This window comes from Paraburkholderia susongensis, from assembly GCF_900177725.1.
Taxonomy (GTDB): domain Bacteria; phylum Pseudomonadota; class Gammaproteobacteria; order Burkholderiales; family Burkholderiaceae; genus Paraburkholderia; species Paraburkholderia susongensis.
Genome location: NZ_FXAT01000005.1, coordinates 102682 through 127871, shown reverse-complemented (window position 1 = coordinate 127871; position 25190 = coordinate 102682). Strand labels below are relative to the sequence as shown.

The 25190-nt window shown below is 63.2% G+C and carries 23 protein-coding genes; 16 read left to right on the top strand and 7 right to left on the bottom strand.

What is annotated here, in order from left to right:
* The 6 genes from B9Z01_RS16845 (at position 1) to B9Z01_RS16820 (ending at position 8051) form a co-directional block, all read left to right on the top strand.
* On the top strand, positions 1-2211 hold the full coding sequence (locus B9Z01_RS16845) for a xanthine dehydrogenase family protein molybdopterin-binding subunit (RefSeq protein WP_085485020.1): 2211 nt from the start codon (positions 1-3) through the stop codon (positions 2209-2211).
* A gap of 396 nt (positions 2212-2607) precedes the next feature.
* Positions 2608-3336 carry a basic amino acid ABC transporter substrate-binding protein gene (locus tag B9Z01_RS16840; protein WP_244196071.1) on the top strand — a complete coding sequence of 243 codons (729 nt, stop codon included), beginning with the start codon at positions 2608-2610 and terminating at the stop codon, positions 3334-3336.
* A gap of 103 nt (positions 3337-3439) precedes the next feature.
* The gene (locus tag B9Z01_RS16835) at positions 3440-4222 is read left to right on the top strand and encodes an amino acid ABC transporter permease (RefSeq protein ID WP_085485018.1); all 783 of its coding nucleotides are present in this window, start codon (positions 3440-3442) and stop codon (positions 4220-4222) included.
* A gap of 355 nt (positions 4223-4577) precedes the next feature.
* A complete protein-coding gene (locus tag B9Z01_RS16830; protein ID WP_085485016.1) occupies positions 4578-6011 on the top strand; it encodes an MFS transporter in 1434 nt (477 codons plus the stop codon).
* 13 nt (positions 6012-6024) lie between these two features.
* A complete protein-coding gene (locus B9Z01_RS16825) occupies positions 6025-7224 on the top strand; it encodes a CaiB/BaiF CoA transferase family protein (protein ID WP_085485014.1) in 1200 nt (399 codons plus the stop codon).
* Between the two features lie 2 nt (positions 7225-7226).
* The gene (locus tag B9Z01_RS16820; protein ID WP_085485012.1) at positions 7227-8051 is read left to right on the top strand and encodes a citryl-CoA lyase; all 825 of its coding nucleotides are present in this window, start codon (positions 7227-7229) and stop codon (positions 8049-8051) included.
* Here B9Z01_RS16820 and B9Z01_RS16815 read toward each other — a convergent pair.
* The 5 genes from B9Z01_RS16815 to B9Z01_RS16795 all read right to left on the bottom strand — a co-directional run bounded on the left by B9Z01_RS16815 (position 8039) and on the right by B9Z01_RS16795 (position 10505).
* The gene (locus tag B9Z01_RS16815; protein WP_244196045.1) at positions 8039-8908 is read right to left on the bottom strand and encodes an IclR family transcriptional regulator; all 870 of its coding nucleotides are present in this window, start codon (positions 8906-8908) and stop codon (positions 8039-8041) included. The genes B9Z01_RS16820 and B9Z01_RS16815 overlap by 13 nt on opposite strands.
* A gap of 146 nt (positions 8909-9054) precedes the next feature.
* Positions 9055-9273, bottom strand: a complete 219-nt coding sequence (locus tag B9Z01_RS16810) for a hypothetical protein (protein WP_085485008.1) — start codon at positions 9271-9273, stop codon at positions 9055-9057.
* A 28-nt stretch (positions 9274-9301) separates the two neighbouring features.
* Complete coding sequence (locus B9Z01_RS16805) at positions 9302-9598, bottom strand: 4Fe-4S dicluster domain-containing protein (protein WP_085485006.1); 297 nt, start codon at positions 9596-9598, stop codon at positions 9302-9304.
* Positions 9595-9909 carry a hypothetical protein gene (locus tag B9Z01_RS16800; RefSeq protein ID WP_085485004.1) on the bottom strand — a complete coding sequence of 105 codons (315 nt, stop codon included), beginning with the start codon at positions 9907-9909 and terminating at the stop codon, positions 9595-9597. The genes B9Z01_RS16805 and B9Z01_RS16800 overlap by 4 nt, the downstream gene beginning before the upstream one ends.
* Positions 9910-9926: 17 nt before the next feature.
* Positions 9927-10505, bottom strand: coding sequence for an RNA polymerase sigma factor (locus tag B9Z01_RS16795; protein ID WP_085485002.1), 579 nt, complete (start codon positions 10503-10505; stop codon positions 9927-9929).
* A gap of 221 nt (positions 10506-10726) precedes the next feature.
* On the opposite strand from B9Z01_RS16795, the gene B9Z01_RS16790 reads away from it, so the two are divergent.
* The gene (locus tag B9Z01_RS16790) at positions 10727-11494 is read left to right on the top strand and encodes an SDR family oxidoreductase (protein ID WP_085485000.1); all 768 of its coding nucleotides are present in this window, start codon (positions 10727-10729) and stop codon (positions 11492-11494) included.
* A gap of 113 nt (positions 11495-11607) precedes the next feature.
* Here the strand turns inward: B9Z01_RS16790 and B9Z01_RS16785 are convergent, their stop codons facing one another.
* Entirely contained in the window at positions 11608-13659 is a 2052-nt protein-coding gene (locus B9Z01_RS16785) for a pyridoxamine 5'-phosphate oxidase family protein (RefSeq protein WP_244196044.1), read from the bottom strand.
* 41 nt (positions 13660-13700) lie between these two features.
* Positions 13701-14342: a glutathione S-transferase family protein gene (locus tag B9Z01_RS16780; protein WP_085484996.1), complete on the bottom strand. Its 642-nt coding sequence runs from the start codon at positions 14340-14342 to the stop codon at positions 13701-13703.
* Between the two features lie 126 nt (positions 14343-14468).
* Between B9Z01_RS16780 and B9Z01_RS16775 the strand changes: the two genes are divergently transcribed.
* The 9 genes from B9Z01_RS16775 (at position 14469) to rpiA (ending at position 25189) form a co-directional block, all read left to right on the top strand.
* Positions 14469-15425 (top strand): LysR family transcriptional regulator, encoded by a 957-nt coding sequence (locus B9Z01_RS16775; protein WP_085484994.1) that lies wholly within the window; start codon positions 14469-14471, stop codon positions 15423-15425.
* 600 nt (positions 15426-16025) lie between these two features.
* The gene (locus B9Z01_RS16770; protein WP_085484992.1) at positions 16026-17114 is read left to right on the top strand and encodes a sugar ABC transporter substrate-binding protein; all 1089 of its coding nucleotides are present in this window, start codon (positions 16026-16028) and stop codon (positions 17112-17114) included.
* A 95-nt stretch (positions 17115-17209) separates the two neighbouring features.
* On the top strand, positions 17210-18721 hold the full coding sequence (locus B9Z01_RS16765) for a sugar ABC transporter ATP-binding protein (protein WP_085484990.1): 1512 nt from the start codon (positions 17210-17212) through the stop codon (positions 18719-18721).
* Between the two features lie 21 nt (positions 18722-18742).
* A complete protein-coding gene (locus B9Z01_RS16760; RefSeq protein ID WP_085484988.1) occupies positions 18743-19771 on the top strand; it encodes an ABC transporter permease in 1029 nt (342 codons plus the stop codon).
* Positions 19772-19807: 36 nt separating this feature from the next.
* Entirely contained in the window at positions 19808-21250 is a 1443-nt protein-coding gene (locus B9Z01_RS16755) for an aldehyde dehydrogenase family protein (protein ID WP_085484986.1), read from the top strand.
* 11 nt (positions 21251-21261) lie between these two features.
* The gene (gene xylB / locus B9Z01_RS16750; RefSeq protein WP_085484984.1) at positions 21262-22788 is read left to right on the top strand and encodes a xylulokinase; all 1527 of its coding nucleotides are present in this window, start codon (positions 21262-21264) and stop codon (positions 22786-22788) included.
* 52 nt (positions 22789-22840) lie between these two features.
* Positions 22841-23557 (top strand): HAD family hydrolase, encoded by a 717-nt coding sequence (locus tag B9Z01_RS16745; RefSeq protein ID WP_167387501.1) that lies wholly within the window; start codon positions 22841-22843, stop codon positions 23555-23557.
* A complete protein-coding gene (locus B9Z01_RS16740) occupies positions 23515-24399 on the top strand; it encodes a MurR/RpiR family transcriptional regulator (RefSeq protein ID WP_167387500.1) in 885 nt (294 codons plus the stop codon). Before B9Z01_RS16745 ends, B9Z01_RS16740 begins: the two co-directional genes overlap by 43 nt.
* A 40-nt stretch (positions 24400-24439) precedes the next feature.
* The gene (gene rpiA, locus B9Z01_RS16735; protein ID WP_208626036.1) at positions 24440-25189 is read left to right on the top strand and encodes a ribose-5-phosphate isomerase RpiA; all 750 of its coding nucleotides are present in this window, start codon (positions 24440-24442) and stop codon (positions 25187-25189) included.
* The last annotated feature ends 1 nt before the right edge of the window (position 25190 follow it).

The window sequence follows — 25190 nt, the reverse complement described above, 5'->3', positions numbered from 1 at the left end:
ATGACGACCGATCTCGATTTCACGGATGCGGTACGCCCGTCGCGCCGGACCTTCCTGAAAGCAGCCGGCGCCGTCGCGGCGGTGGGTCTTACCATCGGCTTCGAATGGACGGGCACGGGCCGCCGCGCGCTCGCCGCCACCATGCCCGAGGCGACGTTCGCGCCGAATGCGTTCCTGCGCGTCGCTCCGGACAACAGCGTCACTGTCATCGCAAAGCACGTCGAGATGGGCCAGGGTGCTTACACCGGTATCGCGACGATCGTCGCGGAGGAACTGGATGCGAACTGGCAGGACGTGCGTGTCGAAAGCGCGCCCGCCGACGCGAAGCGCTACGCGAATCTCGCGTTCGGGACGATCCAGGGGACGGGCGGCAGTTCGGCGATGGCCAACTCGTGGATGCAATTGCGCGAAGCCGGTGCGAAAGCGCGCGTCATGCTGGTCTCCGCCGCCGCCGAGCAGTGGAAGGTGCCCGCGCCCGAACTGACGACGCGCGACGGCAGCGTTCATCACGCGGCCACGAACCGGAGCGCGACCTACGGATCGCTCGCGTCGGCCGCGGCCCGCTTGCCGGTGCCGGACACGGTCACGCTCAAGTCGCCGAAGGATTTTCGTTTGATCGGCCATCAACTGCCGCGCGTCGACGTGCCGGCGAAAACCGACGGCACCGCGCAGTTCACGCTCGACGTGACGTTCCCCGGCATGCTGGTCGCTCTACTGCAGCGGCCGCCGCTTTTCGGTGCGACGGTCAAGTCGTTCGATGCGTCGGCAGCGAAAGCGGTGCCGGGTGTCGTCTCGGTCGTGCAGGTGCCGGGCGGCGTCGCGGTGGTCGCGAAGGGCTTCTGGGCGGCGAAGCAGGGCCGCGACGCGCTGAAAGTCGAATGGGACGATTCGAAGGCCGAAAAACGCAGCTCGGACGCGATCATGGCCGAATACCGGCAGCTCGCCGAGCAACCCGGCGCATCCGCCCGCAAGGAAGGCGACGCGACACAGGCGCTCGCGGGCGCGGCGAAGAAAATTTCGGCTACCTACACATTCCCGTATCTCGCTCACGCGCCCATGGAGCCGCTCGACGCCGTCGTCAAGCTCACCTCCGACAGCTGTGAGATCTGGGCCGGCGACCAGTTTCAGACCGTCGACCAGAGCAACGCCGCGCGCACGGCCGGGCTCGATCCGCAGCAGGTGAAGATTCACACGCTGTATGCGGGCGGCAGCTTCGGGCGGCGCGCGAACACGCGCTCGGACTATATCGTCGAGGCCGTGTCGATTGCGAAGGCGCTCGGTGCGAACGGCACGCCGGTCAAGCTGCAATGGACCCGCGAGGACGACATCCACGGCGGCCTCTACCGGCCGATGTACTTCCACAAGCTCGACGCGGGCTTGACCGCGGACGGCAAGCTGGTCGGCTGGCGGCATCGCATCGTCGGCCAGTCGATCCTCGCCGGCACGCCGTTCGCAAGCGTGATGGTCAAGAACGGGATCGACGGGACGTCCGTGGAGGGGGCCGCCAACGTGGCCTACGCGATTCCGAACATCTCGGTCGAACTGACCACGACGCAGACCGGCGTGCCCGTGTTGTGGTGGCGGGTAGTCGGCAGTTCGCACACGGCATTTGCGGTCGAGGCGTTCATCGACGAAGCCGCATATGCCGCAGGCAAGGACCCGTTCGTCTTTCGCCGCGATCTGCTCGCGCACGAACCGCGCATGCGGGTCGTGCTCGAACTCGCCGCGCAGAAAGCGGGCTGGGACCCGGCCAAACCGTTGCCGAAAGGCCGCGGGCGCGGCATCGCGGTGGCCGAGGCGTTCAAGACGTTCGTCGCGCAGGTCGCGGAAGTTTCCGTCGACAAGGACGGTAACGTGAAGGTGGAACGTGTCGTCTGTGCGGTGGATTGCGGCACGCCGATCAATCCCGATGTCATCGCCGCGCAGATGGAGGGCGGTATCGGCTTCGGTCTCGGCGCGGTGTTGCACAGCGCGATCACGTTGAAGGACGGCAAGGTCGAGCAGAACAACTTCGACGGCTACCAGGTGCTGCGAATCGCCGAGATGCCGAAGGTCGAGGTGCATATCGTGCCGTCGGGCGAAGCGCCGACGGGTGTCGGCGAGCCGGGTGTCGCCCCGGTCGGGCCGGCGGTGGCGAACGCGATCTTCGCGGCCACCGGCAGGCGGATTCAGTCGCTGCCATTTCCTGCCGCATCGGCAAAGACCGCCTGAGGGACTGTCCGAAGACGACGCGCTGTTTCGTCGTTTCGGCTTTTACTCGCGCGAGGCCGGCCGCCGTCATGGGGCCGGTCTCGTCGAGGCGACTCGGGATTTCCACGACCTGAGTCTGGAGAAAGAAACCTCCCCCCTTGATATTTCATAGCTCCCAGTTCACCCGACTCGCAGCCCCAAGGCACGGCGACACAGGGTGGCGAGCAGCCTGCCATCCGCCTGATAGGAACGCCTCGAAAGCCGGAACCGTGACCAGCTTCGAGGCATAGCCTGGCGGGGGCGCAGACCATTTTTGGGCCGGTAGGTTTCCTGGGGGATTGCTATATACTTCTCCGACTTTTCTTGTCTCGGGGCGACGCCGCTGTGAAAAAATTCATCCTCACCCTTGCCGCCTCGGTGGCTGCCTGTGCTATCTGGTCTGCCGCCGCACACGCAGAAGACCGCGAACTGGTTGTGGCATCGAGCGCCACCTATACACCGTTCGCGTTTGAAAACAAGGACAAGCAGATCGTAGGCTTCGACATCGACATCATCGATGCGATCGCCAGGCAGCAGCATATGAAACTGCGTATTGTGAATACGCCGTTCACCAGCATCTTCGCGTCGCTCGACAACGGAGATGTGGACATGGTCATCTCCGGTGTCACGATCAACGATAAGCGCAAACAGAGCTTCGACTTCTCGGCACCCTATTTCGATGCGCGCCAGTTGATCGCCGTGCCGAAGAACAGTCCGGTGAAGTCGCTGAAGGATCTGGACGGCAAGAAGGTTTCCGTGGTGAGCGGCTCCACGGCTGACGACGTCATGAGCCGTGAGGTGGGCAAGACCAACCCGAATATCCGCCGTTTCGAGAGCACGCCGCTCATTATTTCCGAACTGGCTTCGGGCGGTGTGGATGCGGCAATTGGCGACAACGGTGTCATTGCCTACCGGGTATCGCAGACTGCTGGCCTCAAGACCGTGGAAGACGCAAATTTCCCTAAGGAATACTACGGGATTGTGGTGCGAAAGGGCGACAAGGCCTTGCTGGAAAAGATCAACGCCGGGTTGGCTGCGATCCGCGCAGATGGCAGCTACAACGTGATCTACAAGAAGTGGTTCAACCAGGACTACAAGCCGCAGTAATGGCGTGATGCACTCGCGCGCGCCGGGCCACACCCGCGCCCGCGCCCGCGCCGCAGAATAGCCCCTGGCCGCGCTGCGGCCTTCTGTTTTATTGAAAGCGAGCATGGAAGACAGCAATCCGGTCATGTGGTTCGGGTGGTTCCGCCCGGACATCCTGGTGGAGTACAGGCAACTGTTTTGGGACGGGGCGCTGGTCACGGTTGGCACGACCGTGGTCTGCGTGCTGATGGGCTGCGCCCTGGGCCTGCTGTTGGCGCTGGCGCGGCTGGCCGACACGAGACATCAGCCGTGGCAGGCCGCGTGCAAATATCTGCTGCGCTGGCCGTCAACGGCCTATGTGAGCTTCTTTCGCGGCACGCCGTTATTCGTGCAGATCCTGCTGATACATTTCGCGGTGATGCCGGTGTTCATCCATCCTGTGCACGGGCTTTTGATCAGCGGCGATCTGGCTCGTAGCCTGAAGCAGAACCACGGGGCGCTGATCTCGGGCGTAACGGCGCTGACGCTGAACTCCGCTGCCTATATCTCCGAAGTGTTTCGAGCAGGCATCCAGTCGATTTCGATCGGCCAGAGGCAGGCCGCCCAGTCGCTGGGCATGACGCATGGGCAGATGATGCGCTACGTCGTGATCCCCCAGGCATTCCGGCGCATGCTGCCGCCGCTGGGCAACAACGTGATTTCGCTGCTCAAGGACACGTCGTTGATCTCGGCGATCGGACTGGGTGAGATGGCCTATGCCGCGCGCACGGTGGCCGGAGCCTACGGCCGCTATTGGGAGCCCTACCTTGCGATTGCCGCAGCATATTGGCTGATGACATTGGCGCTGACAATAGGCCTGCGCAGGCTCGAGAATCACCTGGCGCGAACCGATCGCGTCACACGGTAACGCACAAGGCGGCATAACCATCGAGCGTGATGGTCTCCGGCGACTGGCCTTGCTGAAGAGAGCCTGGGCGGAGGCCACGTTACGCCTCGCCCAGCGCAGGCTCATCGTGCGAGCCTGCGACAGACCCCGTTCGGCCATTATCTCGACTCGATCGCGTAGGCTCGGTTTGCCGCGCAGGTACCCCTCAGTAGAACCCCTGATTTCCGACCTTGTCCTGACGGACTAATCTCGCCACACTCATTAAATAGAACATCGTTCTGTCTGACAGAATGATGCGAGAGATTCAAGGCAATCATCTTTCATGGGACCAGGGTAGGCGCTAAAGCACTCACTCGGGTCGACAAAGGAGAGTCTCATGGCAAGTCTGCCGATCGGAGCGACAAGCGTTCCATCTCATTCGGGCACGGGCGCGCCCGAACCGACGACCGGCGTCAACGCGCGCATCGACCGCTTGCCGGCCACGCGTGAGGTCTGGATGCTGGTGTTCCTGCTGTCGATCGGCGGCTGGTTCGAGTTCTACGACCTGTTTTTCACGGCCTATGTTGGCCCTGGGCTCGTCAAGAGCGGGCTCTATGCGACGACCACCGCGTCGTTCTTCGGCGTGTCGGGGCTGGGAGCGTTCGTGGCGGCGTCGTTCGCCGGGCTCTTTATCGGCACGTTCTTTCTGGCGGGCCTTGCTGACCGCTATGGGAGGCGCAAGGTCTTCACGGTGTCGCTGCTGTGGTACTCGGCGGCCACGCTGGTCATGGCGCTGCAAACCACCGCGCCCGCCATCAACCTGTGGCGTCTGATCGCGGGCATCGGCGTTGGGGTCGAGCTGGTCACGATCGATACGTACGTCAGCGAGCTGGTGCCGAAACATCTGCGCGGCCGGGCGTTTGCCTTCGTGCATCTGGTGCAGTACACGGCGGTGCCGGCGGCCGCGCTGCTTGCGTGGTGGCTCGTGCCGCAAACGCCGTTCGGCGTCGACGGCTGGCGCTGGGTCGTAATCATCGGCGCGCTGGGTGCGCTCGTGGTGTGGGCGATCCGCCGACGCGTGCCCGAGAGCCCGCGCTGGCTCGCGCAGCAGGGCCGCGCTGAAGAAGCCGAACGCGTATTGCAGGCGCTCGAAGCGAAGGTCGCCGCGCAGTATGGCCGACCCTTGCCTGAACCCGTGCCGACGATCGAACCGGCCACAAACAAAGCCGCGTTCCGCGAAATCTGGCAACCGCCGTATCGCCGGCGCGCCATTACGATGCTCGTCTTCAACCTGTTTCAGGCGATCGGCTTCTACGGCTTTGCATCGTGGGTGCCGACCCTGCTCGTATCCAAAGGCGTCACGATCACGCACAGCCTGATGTACTCGTTCGTCATCGCCGTCTCGAATCCGTTCGGACCACTGATCGGTATGGCGATCGCGGACCGCATCCAGCGCAAGACGCTGATTGTGCTGTCGGCGCTCGGTATCGGCGTGTTCGGCAGCCTGTTCGCGACGCAAACGTCGCCCGCGATGCTGATGCTGCTCGGCGTGCTGATCACGCTATGCGGCACGCTGCTCTCGGTTGGCTATCACGCTTACCAGACCGAGCTGTTTCCGACGCGCCTGCGGGCCCGCGCAGTGGGCTTTGTCTATTCGATGTCGCGGCTGTCGGCGATGTTTTCCGGTTTCATGATCGCCTTCGCGCTGCGGCATTTTCAGGTGCCCGGCGTGTTTGCGTTGATCACGTTTTCGATGGTGATGGTCATCGGCGCGATTGGCCTGTTCGGGCCGCGCACCAACAACCTCAACCTCGACGAAATTTCCCATTGAGAGAGGCTCGACGATGACGTTGCCGCTGGCTGGAGTGCGCGTACTCGACTTATCGAATGTATTGGCAGGGCCGTTCTGTGCCTATCAACTGGCGTTGCTGGGTGCCGAAGTGATCAAGATCGAACATCCGGAAGGCGGTGATCTGGCGCGGCGCCTCGGTGCCGACAAGGCGGCGTCGCTGCGCAACATGGGTGCCTCGTTCGTCGCGGTGAACGCGGGCAAGCAGTCGGTCACGCTGAACCTGAAAGACCCGCGCGGCAAGGCGATTCTGCGTGAACTCGTCACCACCGCGGACGTGCTCGTGGAGAACTTCCGCCCGGGCGTGATGAAGCGGCTCGGACTCGATTTCGACGCCTTGCGCGAGGTGAATCGCAAGCTCGTGTATTGCGCGATCTCAGGCTTCGGCATGGACGGCGAGTTTGCGAAGCGCCCCGCGTACGACCAGATCATCCAGGGCATGGCGGGCGTGATGAGCGTCACGGGCGACGCCGGCAGCGCGCCGTTGCGCGTCGGCTATCCGGTGTCGGACACGGTGGGCGGGCTGACCGCGGCATTCGGCATTTGCGCGGCGCTGCTGGATGCGCGCGCAACGGGTCACGGCCGGATGCTCGACGTATCGATGCTCGAGTCGACGCTCGCAACGATGGGCTGGGTCGTGTCGAACTACCTGAACGCGGGCGTGACGCCTGTACCGATGGGCAACGAGAACTTCACCGCCGCGCCGTCGGGCACGTTCACGACGGGCGATGGCCCGCTGAACATTGCCGCGAACGAGACCAAACAGTTCGTGAGCCTGTGCGATCTGATCGGCCGCCCGGATCTGCCCGACGATCCGCGTTTTGCCGAACGCAATGCGCGCAAGCTCAATCGCGCTGCGCTGAAGGCAGAGATCGAAGCCGCTCTCGCGGCCGATAGCGCCGCCAACTGGGAGGCGAAATTTTTCGAAGCAGGGGTGCCGGCTGGGCGCGTGATGTCGGTGCCGGAGATCCTCGCCCATCCGCATCTCGATTCGCGTGAGTTCATCCGCGAGTTTGCCGCCGATGAAACCTCGGAGCGGCAACGCGTGACGCGCGCCGGTTTCCGCCTGTCCGATGCCGACACTGCCCCATCGTCGCCCGCGCCCTCGTTGTCCGCTCACACACGCACGCATCTCGCATCGCTCGGTTACGACGATGCGCAGATCGACAACCTCTTTGCCGAAGGAGTGATCTGAATATGACCCAGGCCATCGATGCCACCGCGCTTGCCGCCGACTACTGGAGCACCTCGATCATCGATATCCATCCGGGTTCGATCAAGGTGCGTGGCTATCCGATTCAGGAGCTGATCGGCACCATCGGTTTCCCGCAGATGATCTGGCTGATGCTGCGCGGCGAATTACCCGAAGCGGCGCAGGCGCACCTGTTCGAAGCGGCGCTCGTGGCCTCGGTGGATCACGGGCCGCACGCGCCTTCGATCGCCATCTCGCGCATGGCGACGAGTTGCGGTCTGCCATTGAATGGCGCGATGGCTTCGGCGCTCAACGCGCTCGACGATGTGCACGGAGGTGCCGGGCAACAGGCCGTCGAGCTTTATGAATCGATTGCGCAACTGATGGACGCGGGCGCGGCTGAAAGTGCAGCGGTCGAGCAGGGCGTCGATGCGTTCATTGCCGCGCATGGCAAGTATTTGCCCGGCTTTGGCCACCGCTTTCACCCGGTCGATCCGCGTGCGACGAGGCTGCTTGCGCTGGTCGATGAGAGTGTTCTTGAAAAGACGATTCACGGCCGGTACGCCGCCATCGCACGCGGTATCGAAGCGCTCCTGAAGCAGCGCAAAAACAAACCCGTGCCGATGAATATCGATGGCGCCACGGCCGTGATCTACGCTGAACTTGGCTTTGCGCCGGAACTGGCGCGCGGGGTGTTCTGCTTATCGCGCGCGGTCGGCATTCTGTCGCATGCGTGGGAGCAGCGCGGCCGCAACGAGCGCAACAAGGGGCCCATGCCGCGGCAGATGAGTTACCGCTACACGGGCCACGGCGAGCGTCATTTGCCCTGAACTTCGGCCGCGCGCCGTCGCGCGTTGCGCATGGCGCGCGAGTCGCCGCCGAGCGCATCGGTTGCGCGTGCGGCGCAATCGAACAGTGTATCGAGATTGCGTTCGAAGAATGTCTGATCGATGCGTGAGCTTGGACCCGCCAGCGTCAGCACACCACGCAAGCTTTGCCTGACACCGAACACGGGAATCGAGATACCTGCCGTTTCGCGATCGCGTTCGCCGATTGAAATGCAGTAGAAGTCTTCGCGAATCCGCTGGAAGGCGGCGCCTTCCGTCCCGCTGAACGCCAGCAATGCGCGTCCGCCCGAGCCGCTTTCGAGCGGAAGCACGTCGCCCTCGCGCACATGAAAGCGCACGGCGTGCTTCGAATCCACACGATGCAGGCAGACACGCACCGCTTCGTCGCGGACATAGAACGACACGCTTTCGCCGCTCGTTTCGGCGAGCTCACTCATCAGCGGCACGAGGATATCGCCGAGGTTCAGGCTGCGCTGATACAACGCGCCGAGCATGAAGGTGGCCGGGCCGAGCTGGAAGCGACCGTCGTCGAGACGCAGCAGCAGGCGGTGCTGGATCAGCGAGCCGGCCAGCCTCAGCAATGTGCTTTTGTAGAGACCTGTGCGCGCCGCGAGCTCTGCGAGGGTTAGCGCGGCATCGTCGGGCTTGAAGGCAAACAGGATTGCACAGGCCCGGTCGATGACGGCCACCCCCTCGCTTTCTTTGGGACCTCGGGATTCGGCGGGCGTTGGCATGAAGTGAGGGGCGTGTCGTGTCGGAGGGGAAATTTTACGCCAGGATGGGATGGAGGCATGGCGGGGAACACGAATAATCGCAGTTGCAGAGAGCCTCTTGACCATCTTCGCCAGCTAGTCGATGGTCGCCGCCGCGAATAGCATTCTTCTATTCCTGGGTTGATGCTCGGGTAGTCGTCCTTAATTTCACCTTTGCATTCAGCCGGGCCAGATCCACGAATTGAAAGACCCGACGACTCGAAGAAGGGGCGTTATGTCAGCCCTTTTTCCGTCAGCCGCGCAGCGGCCTCCAGCAGATGCGCGCCAGCTGGTGTCAACATCGGTCGTTGCCGCTCTCCAGTGCGTGGCTCCAGCGAGATAAGCTCGCAGTTCAGCAGGATATCCAGCTCGATACGGGTCATGTCGATCTGGTCAGGCACGCTGCGGATCAGCATCAGCGTGGCCAGTTCATGCGGGCTCAGCATGTTCATTTTCTCTGGCTCCATGTGGAACGACTGTCTATCGCGTCCTGACGAGCGTGATGGCATGCTCGGGGCACGCCGACACGCAGAGACCGCACGCGCGGCACGCGTCTGCATGCGGCGTATAGGCCACCTTCATGCCATGCACGCGCAGCTTGAACCGCTGCAATGGCCGCAGCTTCTGGTAATCGGCCGTTTCGACGCGGCGGATCTCGAATACGTTCTCGGGGCAAACGACGGCGCAATCCGCCTTACCTTCACAGCGGCCGAAATCGACGGACGGCGCGATGGCACCGGGCGACTGTTTGCAGGTTGCAGTTGCACGCGGGCTCATGCGCCGATCCCCTCGTTCGGGCGGGATGCCGACGGTGGTTCGTTGCGGAGTTGCTCGCGCTCTTGCGGCGTCATTCGTTGCCAGTGCTCCCATTGCTTGCGCCTGTGCCAGCCGCCATGCCCACGGAATCCGCCGAACAGGATCCGGCAAAGCACCAGCAGACCGATCGCGCGGGGATAGTCGAGTGCATGGGCGCCGACAACGAGCGTGGGCAGGATCCAGTTCCACAGCGTCATCACGATCCAGCCCAGCACCGCGATGATCAGCACGAGTAGCACAGCCTTGGTCAATAGTTTTCGGCGAAACGTCATTCCAATTCTCCTTCGGTTCAAATCTCAGGTCCGTCATAAGACGATTGCAGCCGCTTGCGCAGGTGCAGCACGGCATAACGCTTGCGCGCCAGCAGCGTGTTGACGCCGACGCCGGTCGCTGCCGCCAGCTCCTTGAAGCTGTGTCCGTCCAGTTCGTGCGCGACGAAAACCTCGCGCTGGGTTGCGGGTAGTTCGTCGAGTGCGGCGCGCAGCGTGTCGAGCAGCGCCGCGCGCGCATAAGCGGCCTCGGGCCCGGCATCGGGCGAGGGCAGCGCAAGATCGAGGCGGTACTCTCCGCCGGGGCCGTCTGTATCGATGGCATCGGGCAGCGGCGCTTCCTTCTTCTTGCGGAAACGGTCAATGATCCGGTTTCTCGCGACGCGAAACAGCCACGCACCGACCTGCTCGATGGGTTCCGGTAGTCGCCAGGTTTCGACCAGTTCTTCGAAAACGTCCTGAAGAATGTCCTCGGCTTCGTCCTGATCGATGACGCGGCGGCGGATGAAATTACGCAGCCTCGGGCTCTCGCGGGCGACGGCGTCGGCGATGTCGCGGTCCTGCTCGGTCAGTGGGCTCGGGGTGTGCGGAGGTTCCATGCCCGTGATGACGATTGAGGAAGAGGAATATTGTGGGGCGAGCGGCTTGGTTGCGAAATTTTATTTGCCGACATCCTGTCCGCTCTGTATGGAGCACTCCCCCCGTTGATCCGCCGAGCCGGAGTGAATAAGTTTGTTCCTGCATTGAATTGCATTGTCTGTCGCCGGTCATCGGCCTGTGACAGCCGAGCCATCCAAACTTTTCATCCCGGAGAAAACAGATGTCGAACAGTTCCAGAACTTACGTCATTACTGGCGCCGCGTCAGGGATCGGACGCGAAACGAAGCAGCTTCTGGAGTCGCTGGGCCACCGTGTGATCGGTGCCGATATTCGCGACGCGGAGGTGGTGGCCGATTTGGGCACACCTGCCGGGCGGGCTTCGCTCGTCGAGCAGGTTACGGCCATCAGCGGCGGTGCGATCGATGCAGTCCTCGCGATCGCAGGTGTGGACCTCGGTGGCCCGCCCACCGTGGCAGTCAATTACTACGGCGCCATTGCGACGCTGGAGGGGCTGAGACCGCTTCTGTTGCGCTCCAACGCTCCGCGCGCCGTTGCAGTCTCGTCGATCACTTCGGTGCATCCGTACAACGACCAACTGTTGAACGCACTGCTGGATGGTACCGAGGCGATCGCGCTCGAAAAGGCGGAAGAGGTGCCGTTTGTCTACGCCACGACCAAGCGCGCACTGTCCCGGTGGATCCGTCGCAATGCGCTGAAAGCGGAATGGGCAGGAGCGAATATTCCCCTGAACGCCATCGCGCCGGGTCTCGTCAAGACCGAGTTGCTCAAACGTCTTTTCGACGAACCCGAGACGAGGAAGCGAATCAGCGCCGGCACGCCGATGCCGCTGGGTGGTCCGTACGAGCCTCGCGCAGCGGCCGAACTGCTTGCATGGCTGGCCAGTGAGCAGAACGGACACATGACCGGCCAGACCATCTTTATCGATGGCGGTGCCGACGTGATGATTCGCGGCGATTCCGTCTGGTAAGAAGCGCGGCGCGACGACGCATGGGTCCGCCCGATGCCGTTCCAGTGCACAAACGTGGCCGGCTTCCTCTCACCGGTCCTCGCCCAAGCTTCTTCCGCGGTTGTTACTCTGAGCTAGAGATCCAGCGTCACGCCGGCCGCCGCCGGATGCCCGACGCAGATCAGCGCATAACCCGGCTCGACGTGGAAGTCCGGCGGCTCGTCGTATTCCACAGCGCCATCCAGCACGCGTGCGGTGCAGGTCCCGCACATGCCGGCGCGGCAGTTGGACGCCGCGCGGGCGCCGCAGTGCTCGGCGGTATCGAGCAGCGAGCCTTGCTGCGGCTGCCAGTGCACGGTTTTCTTCGTGCGGGCGAATGTCACCGGTATGCCCTTCGTTGCTTCTCTTCCAACGAGAGTCCGGTCAGGCACGCGTTTCAAACTCGAAGGCCCGAACGACTCGAAGCGGATCCGCTCGTCCGCGATATTCAGCGCGCGCAGGCCGTCGTACAGATCGCGCATGAACGCTTCGGGGCCGCACAGATAGAAGTCGTAGTCGTCGAACGGAAGCAAGCGCCGCAACGCATCGACGTTCACGCGGCCCGCGAGCCGGTCGCCATTGGGCGAATCGTCGTGCGCGGCGCTATCGAACAGATATACCGACACGTTCGGATGCGCGCGTTCGATCTCGAGAAGCGCCGCTGCGAACGGCCTTTCGTGCTCACCGCGCGTACCATGAAACACATGGATGGGGCGCTTCGGTTCGAGCACCCGCGCCGCGTCGAGCATCGCCAGCATTGGCGTGATGCCGATGCCCGCCGCCGCCAGCACGATCGCGCGCGGGCTGCGTGCATCGAGCTTGAATGACCCGCGCGGCGCTAGCGTGTCGATCAGCGAGCCGGTGCGTGCATGCTCGTGCAGCCAGCGTGACACTACGCCGTCGCGCTTTACACTGATCCGGTAGCGCGCTGGATGTGCGGCATCGTCCGCTGCGGAGAGCGTATAGGTGCGCATGGCCGGCTTGTCCGATCCGGGTATGACGACGCGTAACGGAAGATACTGGCCCGCTTCGAAAGGCGCGAGCGGCTGACTGTCCACCGGTTCGAGATGGAACGAGCGGATCGTTGGGGATTCGTCGCGCACGTCGACCACGCGCAGCGTGCGCCACGAGGGACCGTCGGCATTTTTCGGCGTGGGCTGCGCAGCAGCCGACGGTAAAGATTCTGCGGAAGCCTGCTCGAACTGCGGCGCATACTCGACCGCCGACCAGCGCAGCGGCAACGCGCGTCGTACGCGCCGCGCTTCGTCCAGATGAAACCGCACCAGCCGTTGCGCCATCGGGAATTGTGCGACCTCCGGACCATCCCAGTTCACCTCGGCGCGTACGGCCAGATACAGCAGGTCACCACGTGCGAAATCGACGAACAGCAGCCCCGCGCGCGGATCGTGCAGCAGGTTGCCGATCGTGTTGAAAAAGTTGTTGCCGCTGAAGTCGGGCGTGGTCAGTGTGCGCTCGTCGTCGATTCGCACGAAGCCCGGCGCGCCGCCGCGATGCGACACATCTACGCCGCTCGCCGCGCCAACTGCGTCATCGAGATTGGCGGTAGCGATGAAAAATACGTCGGCGCGGGCGATCAGCGAGCGGTCTTCTTCCGACAGCGCATCGGCGTGTTCGACCGTGGCGTCCGCCAGCGTATCGCCAGCGAACGCCGGCTCACGTGCGTTGATGTACTTCGCGCAGTTGCCGAAGCTCTGCTTGACCGCGAGCGTTACCACGCCGCCATCGACAGCTTCGATCACGCCATTCACGCGGTTGCGCCGTCGTGTGTGCGGCTGGATGCCGAGGCCGCCAATGCGCGCGCCGGGCACCCAGCTTCCCGCGAGCGGATCACCGGGCAGCACGCCGCCGTCGACACGCATCGTGCGGCTGTCCGGCGTCGATACGAAGCCCGCTGTGTTCGCGCGCAGCGTCGCCCACGGCTGACCGCTTGCGTCGACACCGCCGAACACCATGAACGGCAGCATCGCGAAGAACGCGCGATGCTGGTCCGGCATGTAATCGCGGATGCCGCGCGAGCCGCTTGCGAGCGCGACGTCGGCGACGCCGGCACGCAGTTGCGCCTCCCGCTCGCCATCGTGAAACGGGCCGATCGCGCGGTATGGGTTCGGTTCGGGGAGACGGGTCATGACGGTCTCGGGTTGGCGGCGCGTACGTGCGTACGTGCGGCTCAGGCCGCGAGCAGACCCGCTTTCGTCGGTGGCATCGGCACGAAGCCCGGCAACGCGGCGACGCGCTCGAGCCATGCGCGCAGGTGCGGATACGGCTCCAGCGACACGCCGCCTTCAGGTGCATGCGCGATGTAGGTATGCGCGGCGATATCCGCGATCGTTACGTGATCGCCCGCGGCGAACGGCTTGTGCGCGAGCTCCGCATCGAGCAGCGGCAGCAGCGTCCTCGCGATTTCCTGCGCGCGCGCCAGATCCAGATCCCGCTTGAATACATGGACGAGACGTGCGGCGCACGGGCCGGACGCGATCGGCCCGGCTGCGAGTGACAGCCAGCGCTGCACGGTTGCCGCGCCGAGCGGATCGTGCGGGAGCCAGGACGGATCGCCGTAACGCTTGGCCAGATAGACGAGGATCGCATTCGAATCGAACAGCACCGTGTCGCCATCGACGATGGTTGGCACCTGGCCGAATGGGTTGAGCCTCAGATACGCGGGCTGACGGTGTTCGCTCGCGGCGAGATCCAGCGGCACGATCTCGAACGGCAGGTCCAGCATTGAGAGAAACAGCCGGACGCGGTGTCCATGGCCGGAAAGCAGGGTGGTGTATAGCCGGATCGGCTGGTCGGGACGGACAGCGGGCATCGCATTCTCCAAGACGATAGCGCGGCGGGAAGAAGCGCCAGGGAAGCTCCAGATTAGGCAATGGCTGCACGCTCGGGAAGACTGCTAAGCTTGGAAACATTTTCTATCGAAAGTGGACAATCGCCGATGACTGACGTGCGCGACGTGAATCTGAACCGGCTGGCGGTGTTCGTCGCCGTGGTCGAGGCGGGGTCGCTTACGGCGGCCGCCGAACGGCTCGGCATTGCCAAGACGATGGTCAGCGCGCACATGCAGCGGCTCGAACGCGAGATCGGCGCGAGCCTGATCGCGCGCACCACGCGGCAGTTGTCCGTTACCGATGCGGGCCGCGCGTTTTACGACGCCAGCTGCCGCATCCTGCAGATCACGGAAGAGGCGCTTTCAGCGGTGTCGGACGAGGCTTCGCCGGTGCGCGGCACGCTGCGGGTGAGCGCGCCTGTCGACTACGGCGCACAGATCGTCGCGCCCGCGCTCGTCGATCTGCGCGGCGCATACCCGGAACTCGACGTCGAACTGATCTGCGCCGATCACTACGTCGACCTGATCGGTGAGGGGATCGATCTGGCTGTACGGCTGGGCAATCTGCCGGACTCGAACTATCGCACGGTGAAACTCGGCAGCTACGTGCGATGGCTGGTCGCGAGTCCCGCGTTTGTCGCGCGGCACGGTATGCCACGGTCGCTGAAGGCGCTGGCGTCCTTGCCGCATATCGCGATGACGGTGCTGAGGCATGCGTCGACGCTCGAGTTGACGCGCGAGTTGACGCATGACGCCGGTCGGCGTGCAGCGGGCCGCGTCGCTTATGACAAAGCCGTGCGCCGCGTGCGCTGCGTGAACGCGCTGAGCGTGAACACGGCGACCTCGGCGCGAGCGGCGGTTCTCGCGGGCGGAGGCTTTGCAGCGCTGACCGACTTCTCGACCCGGGCCGATGTCGCGTCCGGCGACCTCGTCCGGTTGCTGCCCGAATGGTCCGGCGTGCCTTCGAATGTGCAAGCCGTGTTTCCGCCGACGAGCTATCCGTCGGGCAAGGTGCGGGCGGTCATCGAGGCGCTGAAGGCGAGGATCGCGAAAAGCGCCGCGTAAGCCACCGGTTCCCTGCGACGATCACCAGCCATGCGGTGCGGTGGTACTTCCGGTTCCAACTCAGTCTGCGCGACAAGGCTGCTGCCTGCTGGCAGCGCAGGAACGAAGCCTGGCTAAGTGGCTGGCTCGACTGTGCCGCCGCCTCGAGCTTCGTGCGTCTCTAGCTTGTTGCCCACTTACCCGCGCGATACCTGACGCAACGACTAGCTTGAAGTGACTAGATTGTCCGGGCAGTCGCTGCCAATTTTCAGAACACATGTGCTTCTCCTGCGCTGCGTATCTCTCGAAGGGTAATTGTCTGATTGATGTTAGCAACACTACGATATGGGTTTCGTACTGTTAGTGAAGCAGGGTGGAGCCTGGTTTAGGTGTGGAAGTGAATGATTGACGGGTATTTGAAGATAAATGATTGAATATTAAAGTTAATTAGGCAATTTCGTGAGTGAATGACGTCGATCCAGGGGAAATCCCTTGGTTGATATTGAGTCCGGCGAATCGTAGTATTACTACGTTTTCAGAGTAGTACTACAGGCTCGGCGACCGTCAGCGGCGGATCGATCTGCGCCGCATCTACAACCACAGGAGCAGGAGATACCGGACATGACCAAGAAGGACGAACACCTCGTCACGCGGAGGCAGTTTTTGACCACGGCAGCGGCAGCGGCCGGTGCACTTGCGTTGCCAGACTGGGCGACGGCTCAGGACAAGCCCTTCGTTCCTTTCAGTAACAAGAGTCTCGACTATTACTTCTTCGCCACAGAGCAGGAAGCCGTAAAGCGGGCGGTCGAGGCGAAGGGGTGGACGTTCCAGGCGGTCAATGCGAACTTCAGCACGACTACGCAACTCGAGCAGTGGCAGAGTCTGATGCTGAAAAGTCCCGCGGCGATCATCGCGGACCCGATCGACAGCCAGGCGATCGTGAGCGCGATCCGGAAGTACGGCATGAAGAAAATCCCGGTCGGCATCATCGATACGCCGAGTCAAGGCGGCGACGTCGCGATCACGGTGGATTTCGACAACTATCAGGGCGGCGTGATGGCGGCGAATACGATCGTCGACGCCCTGAAGAAAAAGTATGGCACTCCGAAGGGTACGGTGCTGAACTGCTATGGCGCACTGCAATCGGTCGCATGGCGGCTGCGCAAAGAGGGGATGGATGCGACGTTCAAGCAATACCCGCAGATCAAGGTCATTAGCCGGCCAACCGAGGGCATGCTGAAGAACATGCTGTCGGAGACGCTGTCGACGTTGTCCGAGTACCCGGATCTCGATGCCGTGCACGCGCCGAGCGATTCGCCGGCGCGCGGTATCGCGACGGCTCTGCAGCAAAAGGGCAAATGGAAGAAGGTCGGCGAGCAGGGGCACGTGATCTTCGTGACGATCGATGGCGAGCCGGCCGCGTTGCAATGGATCGGCGGCGGCTATATGGATGCTGTCGTGTCCCAGGATCCGATCGCATATGGGCAGATCACGGTTGAAATGCTCGATCGTTACGCGATGAAGGGTAAGCCGGTGCCGCTCGGCCCTTATCAGAATAGTCAGTACTTCTGGGAGAAGGGGCAGATTGCAAAATCCGATTCCGGACCCAGTCTCGTGATTCCTCCGTACATCGTCGACGCCAGCTCCGTACACGACAAGCGCCACTGGGGGAATATCGCGTACAACGAATGGGGTTTGCGCTACAACTGAGCGCACGGCAGGTCGCGACAGTACAGGCTCAGCATGCGTGTAACCAACGTGGCACAGCGACGGTTACACGCCAGGTTCAGATTGGGAAGCAAACCATGACGCAAGCATCGACCGACTACATTCTGAGAACGCAGGACATCGTCAAACGCTACAAGGCCGTGGTAGCGCTCGATCACGTTTCCATCCATATCCGCCGCGGGACGATCCATGGGCTACTCGGTGAGAACGGAGCGGGCAAATCGACGCTCGTCAGCCTGATCTCGGGCCTGATTTCCCCAACGGAAGGCAAGATCTTTCTCGATGGTGAGGAGATCCAGGGAAGCGACGTGAAGCAGATGGAAGCGCGTGGCGTTTTCCTGGTCACGCAAGAGCCGATGATCGTCGAATCGATGACCGTCGCGGACAATCTGATGCTGGGACACTGGCCAGTCAAGCGCGGTTTGCCGGGCGTGGTCGACCAGCGTGCATTGCACGATGAGGCGGTGCGGGCGCTTGCTGATACAGGACTCGATCCCGGGATGTCCGCGGGCCGATTGTCGGCCGTCGAGAAGCGCAAGCTCAATATTCTTCGTGCGCTTTTCAGTGGCGGAAAGCTTCTGATCCTGGACGAGCCGACCGCCGCCTTGACGCTCGCGGACCGCGATCACATGTTCGATTTCATGCGCGAATTGAAAGCGACCGGTGTGAGCTTCGTGTTTATTTCGCATTACAACGAGGAGATCCTCAGTATCTGTGACGGCGTCTCGGTGCTGCGCAACGGCCGTCTTGCCGGCGAGATGGACACGCTCGAATCGATCGATTCCGACGCATTGTCCGAGCTCGTGATCGGGCGGGACGTGCCGCTGTTTTATCGACAGAACCCCGGGAAGAAGACGGGCTCGGGATGGCGGATGGATGGACTGCGAGCGCCTGGCATCGAGATCGATCATTTCGAGATCGCGCCTGGCGAAGTCGTTGGCTTCGCCGGACTGCCGGGTTCCGGTGCGAAGGAATTCGCCAAGGTGCTGTTCGGCCTGAATCGCGCATCTGCCGGGGCGTTCAGTCATGCTGGCAATCCGGTCACGCTCCCCGATCACCCGCAGGCCGCGTTTGCCGCAGGCATCGCTTACCTGTCCGATGATCGCCATCGCGATGGCTTCGTTGGCCTGCAAAGCATCGGTCACAACATCTCGATGTCGAGCCTCGGCGAACTATCGGTAGCCGGTGTCGTTAACAAGGCCCGCGAACAGCAGGTGGTTGATCACTACTTCAAGACGCTGCGCGTCAAAGCCCCTACGCCGGAAGTCGCGGTGGGTACGTTGAGCGGCGGAAACGCGCAGAAGGTCGTCTTGTCCCGCCTGCTCGCAACCGGGCCGCGCCTGCTGATTCTCGACGAGCCGACTCGTGGTATCGACGTCGGCGTGAAAGAAGAGATTCATCAACTAGTCGATTCGCTGACCCGCGAGGGGCTGAGCGTGATCGTCATTACCAGCGATCTCGACGAACTGGTACGGCTTGTCGACCGTGTGTGTATTTTCGTCGGGGGCCGCGTGCAGCACGAATACGTGGGTGCGGAGCTCAGCAAGGACGTCATTCTCGAAGCCGCATTCGGGACCGCAACGGTCTGATTAAATACTGGAGACAGCAACATGCAAGGTCAGAACAATTCTCCCGCCGGTGCCACCGTCGTGAGCAGCGGGGCAACGGCCCCCGCTGCCACCCGGCGGTCATCCCGGCTGTCCACGGGCCAATGGCTCTTCCAGAACGTCGTCTGGATCTGGCTTGTCGCGCTGATCATTATCTTTGGCGTGCTCAACCCGTTCTTCTTCACGGTGTCGAATTTCCAGAACGTCATCCTGCAATCGACCGTGCTGGGGCTGCTGGCACTCGCGGTGTCGCTGCCGCTGATGGTGGCGGAGATCGACCTGTCGATCGCGAGCAACATGGGTTTTTCCGCGGCCGTAGGCGCATTGCTGTCGACCCGCATGGGGGTGCCGGCCGCGGTCGGCGTGCCGGTTGGCATTCTGGTTTCTACCGCGATCGGCTTCTTCAACGGGCTGTGCGTTACGCGGCTGAAGATGGTGTCGCTGATCGAGACGCTCGCGATGATGATCATCCTGCAGGGCGCATTGCTCGCGACCACGCAAGGGAACACGATTTCCGATATGTCGGACGGCTATATCTGGATCGGGCAGTACACGATCGGCAACTGGCCGGTGATGCCGGTCGTGTTCGTGATCGCCCTGATCGGCATGGCTTTCCTGCTGCGCCGCACCGTGCTGGGCCGCAAACTGTATGCGACCGGCGGAAACGTGCTCGCGGCCAACTCCGCGGGTATCCGGGTTGGACGGGTCAAGATCATCGCGTTCACGATTTCGGGCCTGCTGTCCGGCATCGCGGGTTACCTGCTGGCGGCGTGGCAGATGGCCATCACGTCCGATCAGGGCGAAGGGTTTCTGCTCTATGCGATTGCGGCGCCGATCATTGGCGGAGTCAGCGTATTCGGTGGCCGCGGGGGTACGGCCGGCATCCTGGGCGGCGTGCTGCTGTTGACTGTGATTCATGTCGGGCTCGCGATCACGTCGGTTCCGTCCTTCTACGTGCAGATGATCGGCGGCATCCTGATTTTTGTCGCGGTGGCGGTCGATGCCGTGCGCGTGAAGTTCGTGAGCCGCTGAGTCCGAAGTTTCTTGCCCCTTTCTGGAATAACCGAAATGACATTGATCAGGGAATGCACGCAATACATCGACGGCCGGATGTCCAATGACGGCGTCGGTGAATGGATCGACGTAATCAACCCGGCCACCGGCAAGGTGGTTGCGCGGACGCCCGAGGCCGGTACGGCGGTGGTCGAGCGCGCCGTCGAGGCTGCGCGCCGCGCGTGGCCGGGCTGGCGCCGGACCAATCCGTTCGAGCGCGCGCGGTTCCTGCATGGGATCGCGGCGGAGATCGAGAAGGACGAGCGGACGATCGCGGCGGCGATCACGGAAGAGATGGGCAAGCCGCTCGCGGAAGCGCTGGGCGAAGTCCGCAAACTCGCGAAGGCATTCCACTACTACGCGGAAGAGGCGGTACGCGTATTCGGCACGACGATTCCGAACGAGGAAGATGGCTTCACAAGCATCATCGAACGTGAGCCGGTGGGTGTCGTGGCGGCCATCGCGCCCTGGAACTATCCGGTCGAGCTGATCGGGTGGAAGCTCGCTGCCGCGCTGGGAGCGGGATGCACGATCGTCGTGAAGCCGTCGGAATACACGCCGTCGTCAGCGGTCGCGCTGTTCCGTTGCCTGCACGCGGCAGGCGTGCCCGCTGGTGTGGCGAATCTCGTTACCGGGAGCCGCGAAACGGGAAGACTGCTGGTCGGCCATCCGGACGTGGACAAGGTCGCATTCACCGGCTCGCAGGCGGCGGGTGAGGACATCTACCGAACGGTGTCCGGTATCACGTCTTTCTCGCTGGAGCTCGGCGGAACCTGCCCGATCATCGTGACGAAGCATGCCAATCTCGAGCGGGCTGTCGCGGGCACATTGCGCCGCGGGTTCCGCAACGCCGGACAGATCTGCATTGCGATCAACCGGGTGTATGTCCATGAATCGGTCTACGCGTCGTTTGTCGATGCGCTGGGCTCGCGTGCGGCGTCGCTGGTTGTCGCCGATGGCCTCCTCAACGAACGCGCCGATGTGGGACCGATGGCGACGCGCGCGGGGGTGGGCAAGGTGGAGCGTCACGTGGCGGATGCGCGCGAGCGTGGTGCGCGCGTGTTGAGCGGCGGCGGCCGCACCGGTGAGGCGGAAGGCCTGTTCTACTCGCCCACCGTGCTCGCGGACTGCACGCCGGAGATGCTGGTCATGCACGAAGAGACCTTTGGTCCGGTCGTGGGCATCGCGCCGTTCGCAACACTCGACGAAGCGATCGCGCTCGCCAACGGTACGCCCTCCGGTCTGGCAGCCTATGCGTATACCGAAGACCTGCGCGAGACCTTCGAGCTCGGACGTGCGCTCGAATTCGGCAGCGTGGCGATCAACAACGTGGACGCGGGCATCATGAACGCGCCGTACGGCGGCCGCAAGCAGAGCGGCATCGGGTACGAGCACGGGCATGAGGGGCTGGAAGGCTATCTGCACCTGAAGCACCTGCGCGTGCATCACGGCGCGTAAACGGAGCCGCCATGGACAGCTGGTTGCTGGGAATCGATATCGGCACGTCGGCCTGCAAGGCGATCGCGGTGGACAGGCAGGGCAACGTGAGCGCGAAGGCGCTAGTCGGTTATCCGGTCGTATCGTTGAATCCGGGTTGGGCCGAACAGGAGCCGGCACACTGGTGGGACGCCGCACAGCGCGCACTTGAACAGGTGCTGGCCGCATTGCCGGATCGGCGCGCGATCGAGGGCATCGGGCTGAGCGGCCAGATGCACGGCCTGACGCCGCTCGATGAAAACGGCGAGGTGCTGCGCCAGGCCATGCTCTGGTGCGACCAGCGCGCGGCGCCGCAGTGCGAAGAGATCACCGCGCGAGCGGGTGGGCTCGACGGGCTGCTGCAACTCGTACAGAACCGGATGCTGCCCGGCTTCACGGCGGGCAAGCTGCTATGGATGCGTGAGCACGAGCCGGCGCTGTTCGAACGGATGCGCCGCATGCTGAATCCGAAGGATTATCTGCGCTACCGGCTGACCGGCGAATACGTAACCGACGTCTCGGACGCATCGGGCACGGGGCTCTTCGACGTGCGCAAACGCCAGTGGTCGACGCATTTGCTGACGCTGCTCGATCTTCCTCGCAGCCTGTTACCCGACGTGGTCGAGTCATCCGAACGGACCGGGACATTGCGGCCCGAGCTGGCGGAGCGCTGGGGTTTGCCGGCGCGCACGCCGGTCTTCGGCGGCGGCGGCGATTCGGTCATCCAGACCACCTCGATGGGTGTGATCGACCGCGGCATGCTCGGCGTAACGCTGGGAACGGCGGGTATCGTTGCGGCGGGCGGGCGCGAGTGCCCGAATCCGGACGGCAGCCTGCAGATTTCATGCGGGAACGCGCCGGGGCGTTGGCATGTGATGGGCGTGACGCTTAGCGCAGGCGGTGCGTTCGAATGGCTGCGCAACTCGCTTGCACAGTTCAACCGCGAACGGGCGCTGCCCAGCTACGCCGAGTTGATCGAACTCGCGCGTAGTGCCGAACCGGGGGCGGCCGGCCTGTTGTTTCTGCCGTATCTGCTTGGCGAGCGCTGCCCGCACGTTAGTGCGAATGGTCGAGGGGCGTGGATTGGCCTGACGACGATGCACTCCGGTGCGCATCTGGTCCGAAGCACGATCGAGGGCGTCCTCCTGAACCTGAGGAGCATCGCGGCGCTGTGTGCGAACGCAGGGCTCGGCGGGAGCGAACTGCGCGCATCCGGTGGCGCCACCGCCGAGCCGTTCTGGAGGCAGATGCTGGCCGATGTACTCCAATGCGAGGTCAGCACAGTCACCGGCGCCGCGGAAGGCGGCGCCTACGGAGCCGTTCTGGCGGCAGGCGTGGGCAGCGGACGCTGGTCGTCTCTCGACGAAGCCGTCGGCTGTCTGCGCGTGGTTGACCGCAATCAACCGGACCGGTCGCTCGGCGCGCTCTATGACGCGAGATTCGCGACGTTTCACGGGCTCTACGACACGCTGCGGCAGACCTTCGAACAGATTGCGCGGGAGCCATCCGCCACATCGTAGCGATGCGACAGCATCGCGTCCTGTTCCATTTGAATTTGACATGAACAAGCTTATGAACTCTTCAGACGCACTTGCCCGTCCTTGCCAACCGGTTACCGGCGTGGTGTTCGATCTCGACGGAACGCTCGTCGATAGCGCGCCGGATATCGCGGAATCGTTGAACCAGGTGCTCGCCACGCATGGTATCGGGCCGCAGTCGGTCGAGTTCGTCGAGCAGTTTATCGGCGAGGGCTCGTTCGGCCTCGTCGCCAACCTCTACGAAGCGCTCGGCGTCGCGGCGACGCCCGCACGGGTCGCGGCTGACGTGGAAGCTTATCTGGCGGCGTATCGCGCCACTCCGGTGCGGCACTCGACGCTCTTCGCCGACGCGGCCGAAGTAATTCCGTCGCTGCATGCCGCGGGCCTGCGGCTCGGCATCTGTACGAACAAGGCCCAACTTATCGCGGAAGCCGTTCTCAGGCATTTCGGTTTGCGCGATTACTTCGACGCGATCGTCGGCGGCGACGCGTTGGAAGAGCGCAAACCCGCGCCGCAGCATCTGCTCGAGACGCTGCGCCGAATGAACGTCGATCCGGGCGAGGCCGTCTTCGTGGGCGACACGCCGATTGACGCGGAATGCGGCCGCCGTGCCGAGGTCCGTTGCCTGATCGTGAACTGGGGCGGGGGCAGCAAGGTGCCCGTTTCCCCCTCCTCGCGGCTCGGATCGTTTGGCGAATTGCGTTTTCTGTGCGAAAACGCGGTTGTCGACCACAACCGGGAAAGAAGATGAAAAATGACCTGCTCCGCAGCATCGCGGCGGAACGCTCGCAACTCGCTGGCCCGGCCCAACGGATTGCGGAGATCGTGCTGGATGACCCGGAAGCCGTCATCAAGATGAGCATGGCCGAGCTGTCGCGCGCGGCGGAAACCAGCGACCCGACAGTCGTGCGATTTTTCCGGCGTTTCAGTTGCGAAGACTACCAGGACTTCAAGGTCCGGCTCGCCCAGGGGCTTATTCCCCAGGCACCGTTTGATTACGAGCCCATCACGCAGTCGGATGGTCCGCAGAGTTTGTGCGCGAAGATCGTCACCAACTCGCTGCATGCGATCCAGCGCTTCGCTTCCGACGTCGATGCGACGGCGATCGACAAGGCCGTGGACAAGCTGATGGAAGCGCGCAGCGTGTTCCTGTTCGGCCTCGGCATCTCGGAGACGATTGCTTTCGACGCCGAACACAAGCTGTTCCGGCTGGGCCTGCATTGCCGCACGGTCATGGATTCGCAGAAGCAGCTGTTGATCGCGCCCACATTGCGCAGCGACGAAGTGGCTGTGTTTTTTTCCCATTCCGGCGCGACGAAGTCGCTCGTGACGGCCGCCTCGATGGCACGGTCGAAGGGGGCGTACACGATCGCGATCACGGCGCCGGGGTCACGGCTCACCCAGACGTGTGATCTGACCATCGGTGTGCCGGCCTACGAAAACACCGAGCTGTATACCCCTTTGACGGCACGTATCAACCACCTGCTGGTCGTCAACATGCTGGTGACGATGCTGGGCAGCCGACAGGGTCACGAACTGCCGGACAACCTGACGGCACTCGATTCATGGATCACCAACAAGTTTGTGGATTGAGCAATTGCGGTTTGAATACCTTCACTTTATGGAGAAGTAAATGGCGACTCATATCGAACCCGGCTATGCGCGCATGACGCCCCAGTCCGAACAGGACAAGGCGAAACTGGCATCGGGCATCAAGGCCGTGGATCACTATCTGAAGCCCGGGATGAAAGTCGGATTGGGATCGGGCACGACGTCGCACTGGTTCGTTCGTGCGCTTGCGCAACGCGTCGCGCAGGGCTTCCAGGTCGAGGGCGTGCCGACGTCCAACGCGACGCGCGAACTGGCGCTCGAACTGGGCGTGCCGCTGACCGATCTCGGCGCGATGGACCAGCTCGACGTGACGATCGACGGCGCCGACGAGATCGATCATCAGGGAAGCATGATCAAGGGCGGCGGAGCCTGCCTGCTGTGGGAAAAGATCGTCGCAGCCGCTTCGAGGAAAATGGTGGCGGTGGTGGACGACAAGAAGGTATTCGAGCGTCTGGGACGTTTTCCGCTGCCGATCGAAGTCATCCCGTTCGGCTGGCAAAGCACGCAACGGCTGCTGCGCGAGTTGCTGGCCGACGCCGGTTATGACCGGGACCTCAAGATCACGACGCGGATGAAAAACGGTGAGCGTCTTTTGACCGACAGCGGCAACTGGATCTTCGATTGTCATCTCGAGTCGATCCGCGACACCCACACGCTCGCGCCGCGTTTCAACGCGATTCCCGGCGTTGTGGAGAATGGCCTGTTCGTTGGCATTGCTGACGAAATGATCGTCGGTCATGCCGACGGATCCTCGGACATCGTGGTGTTCTGAC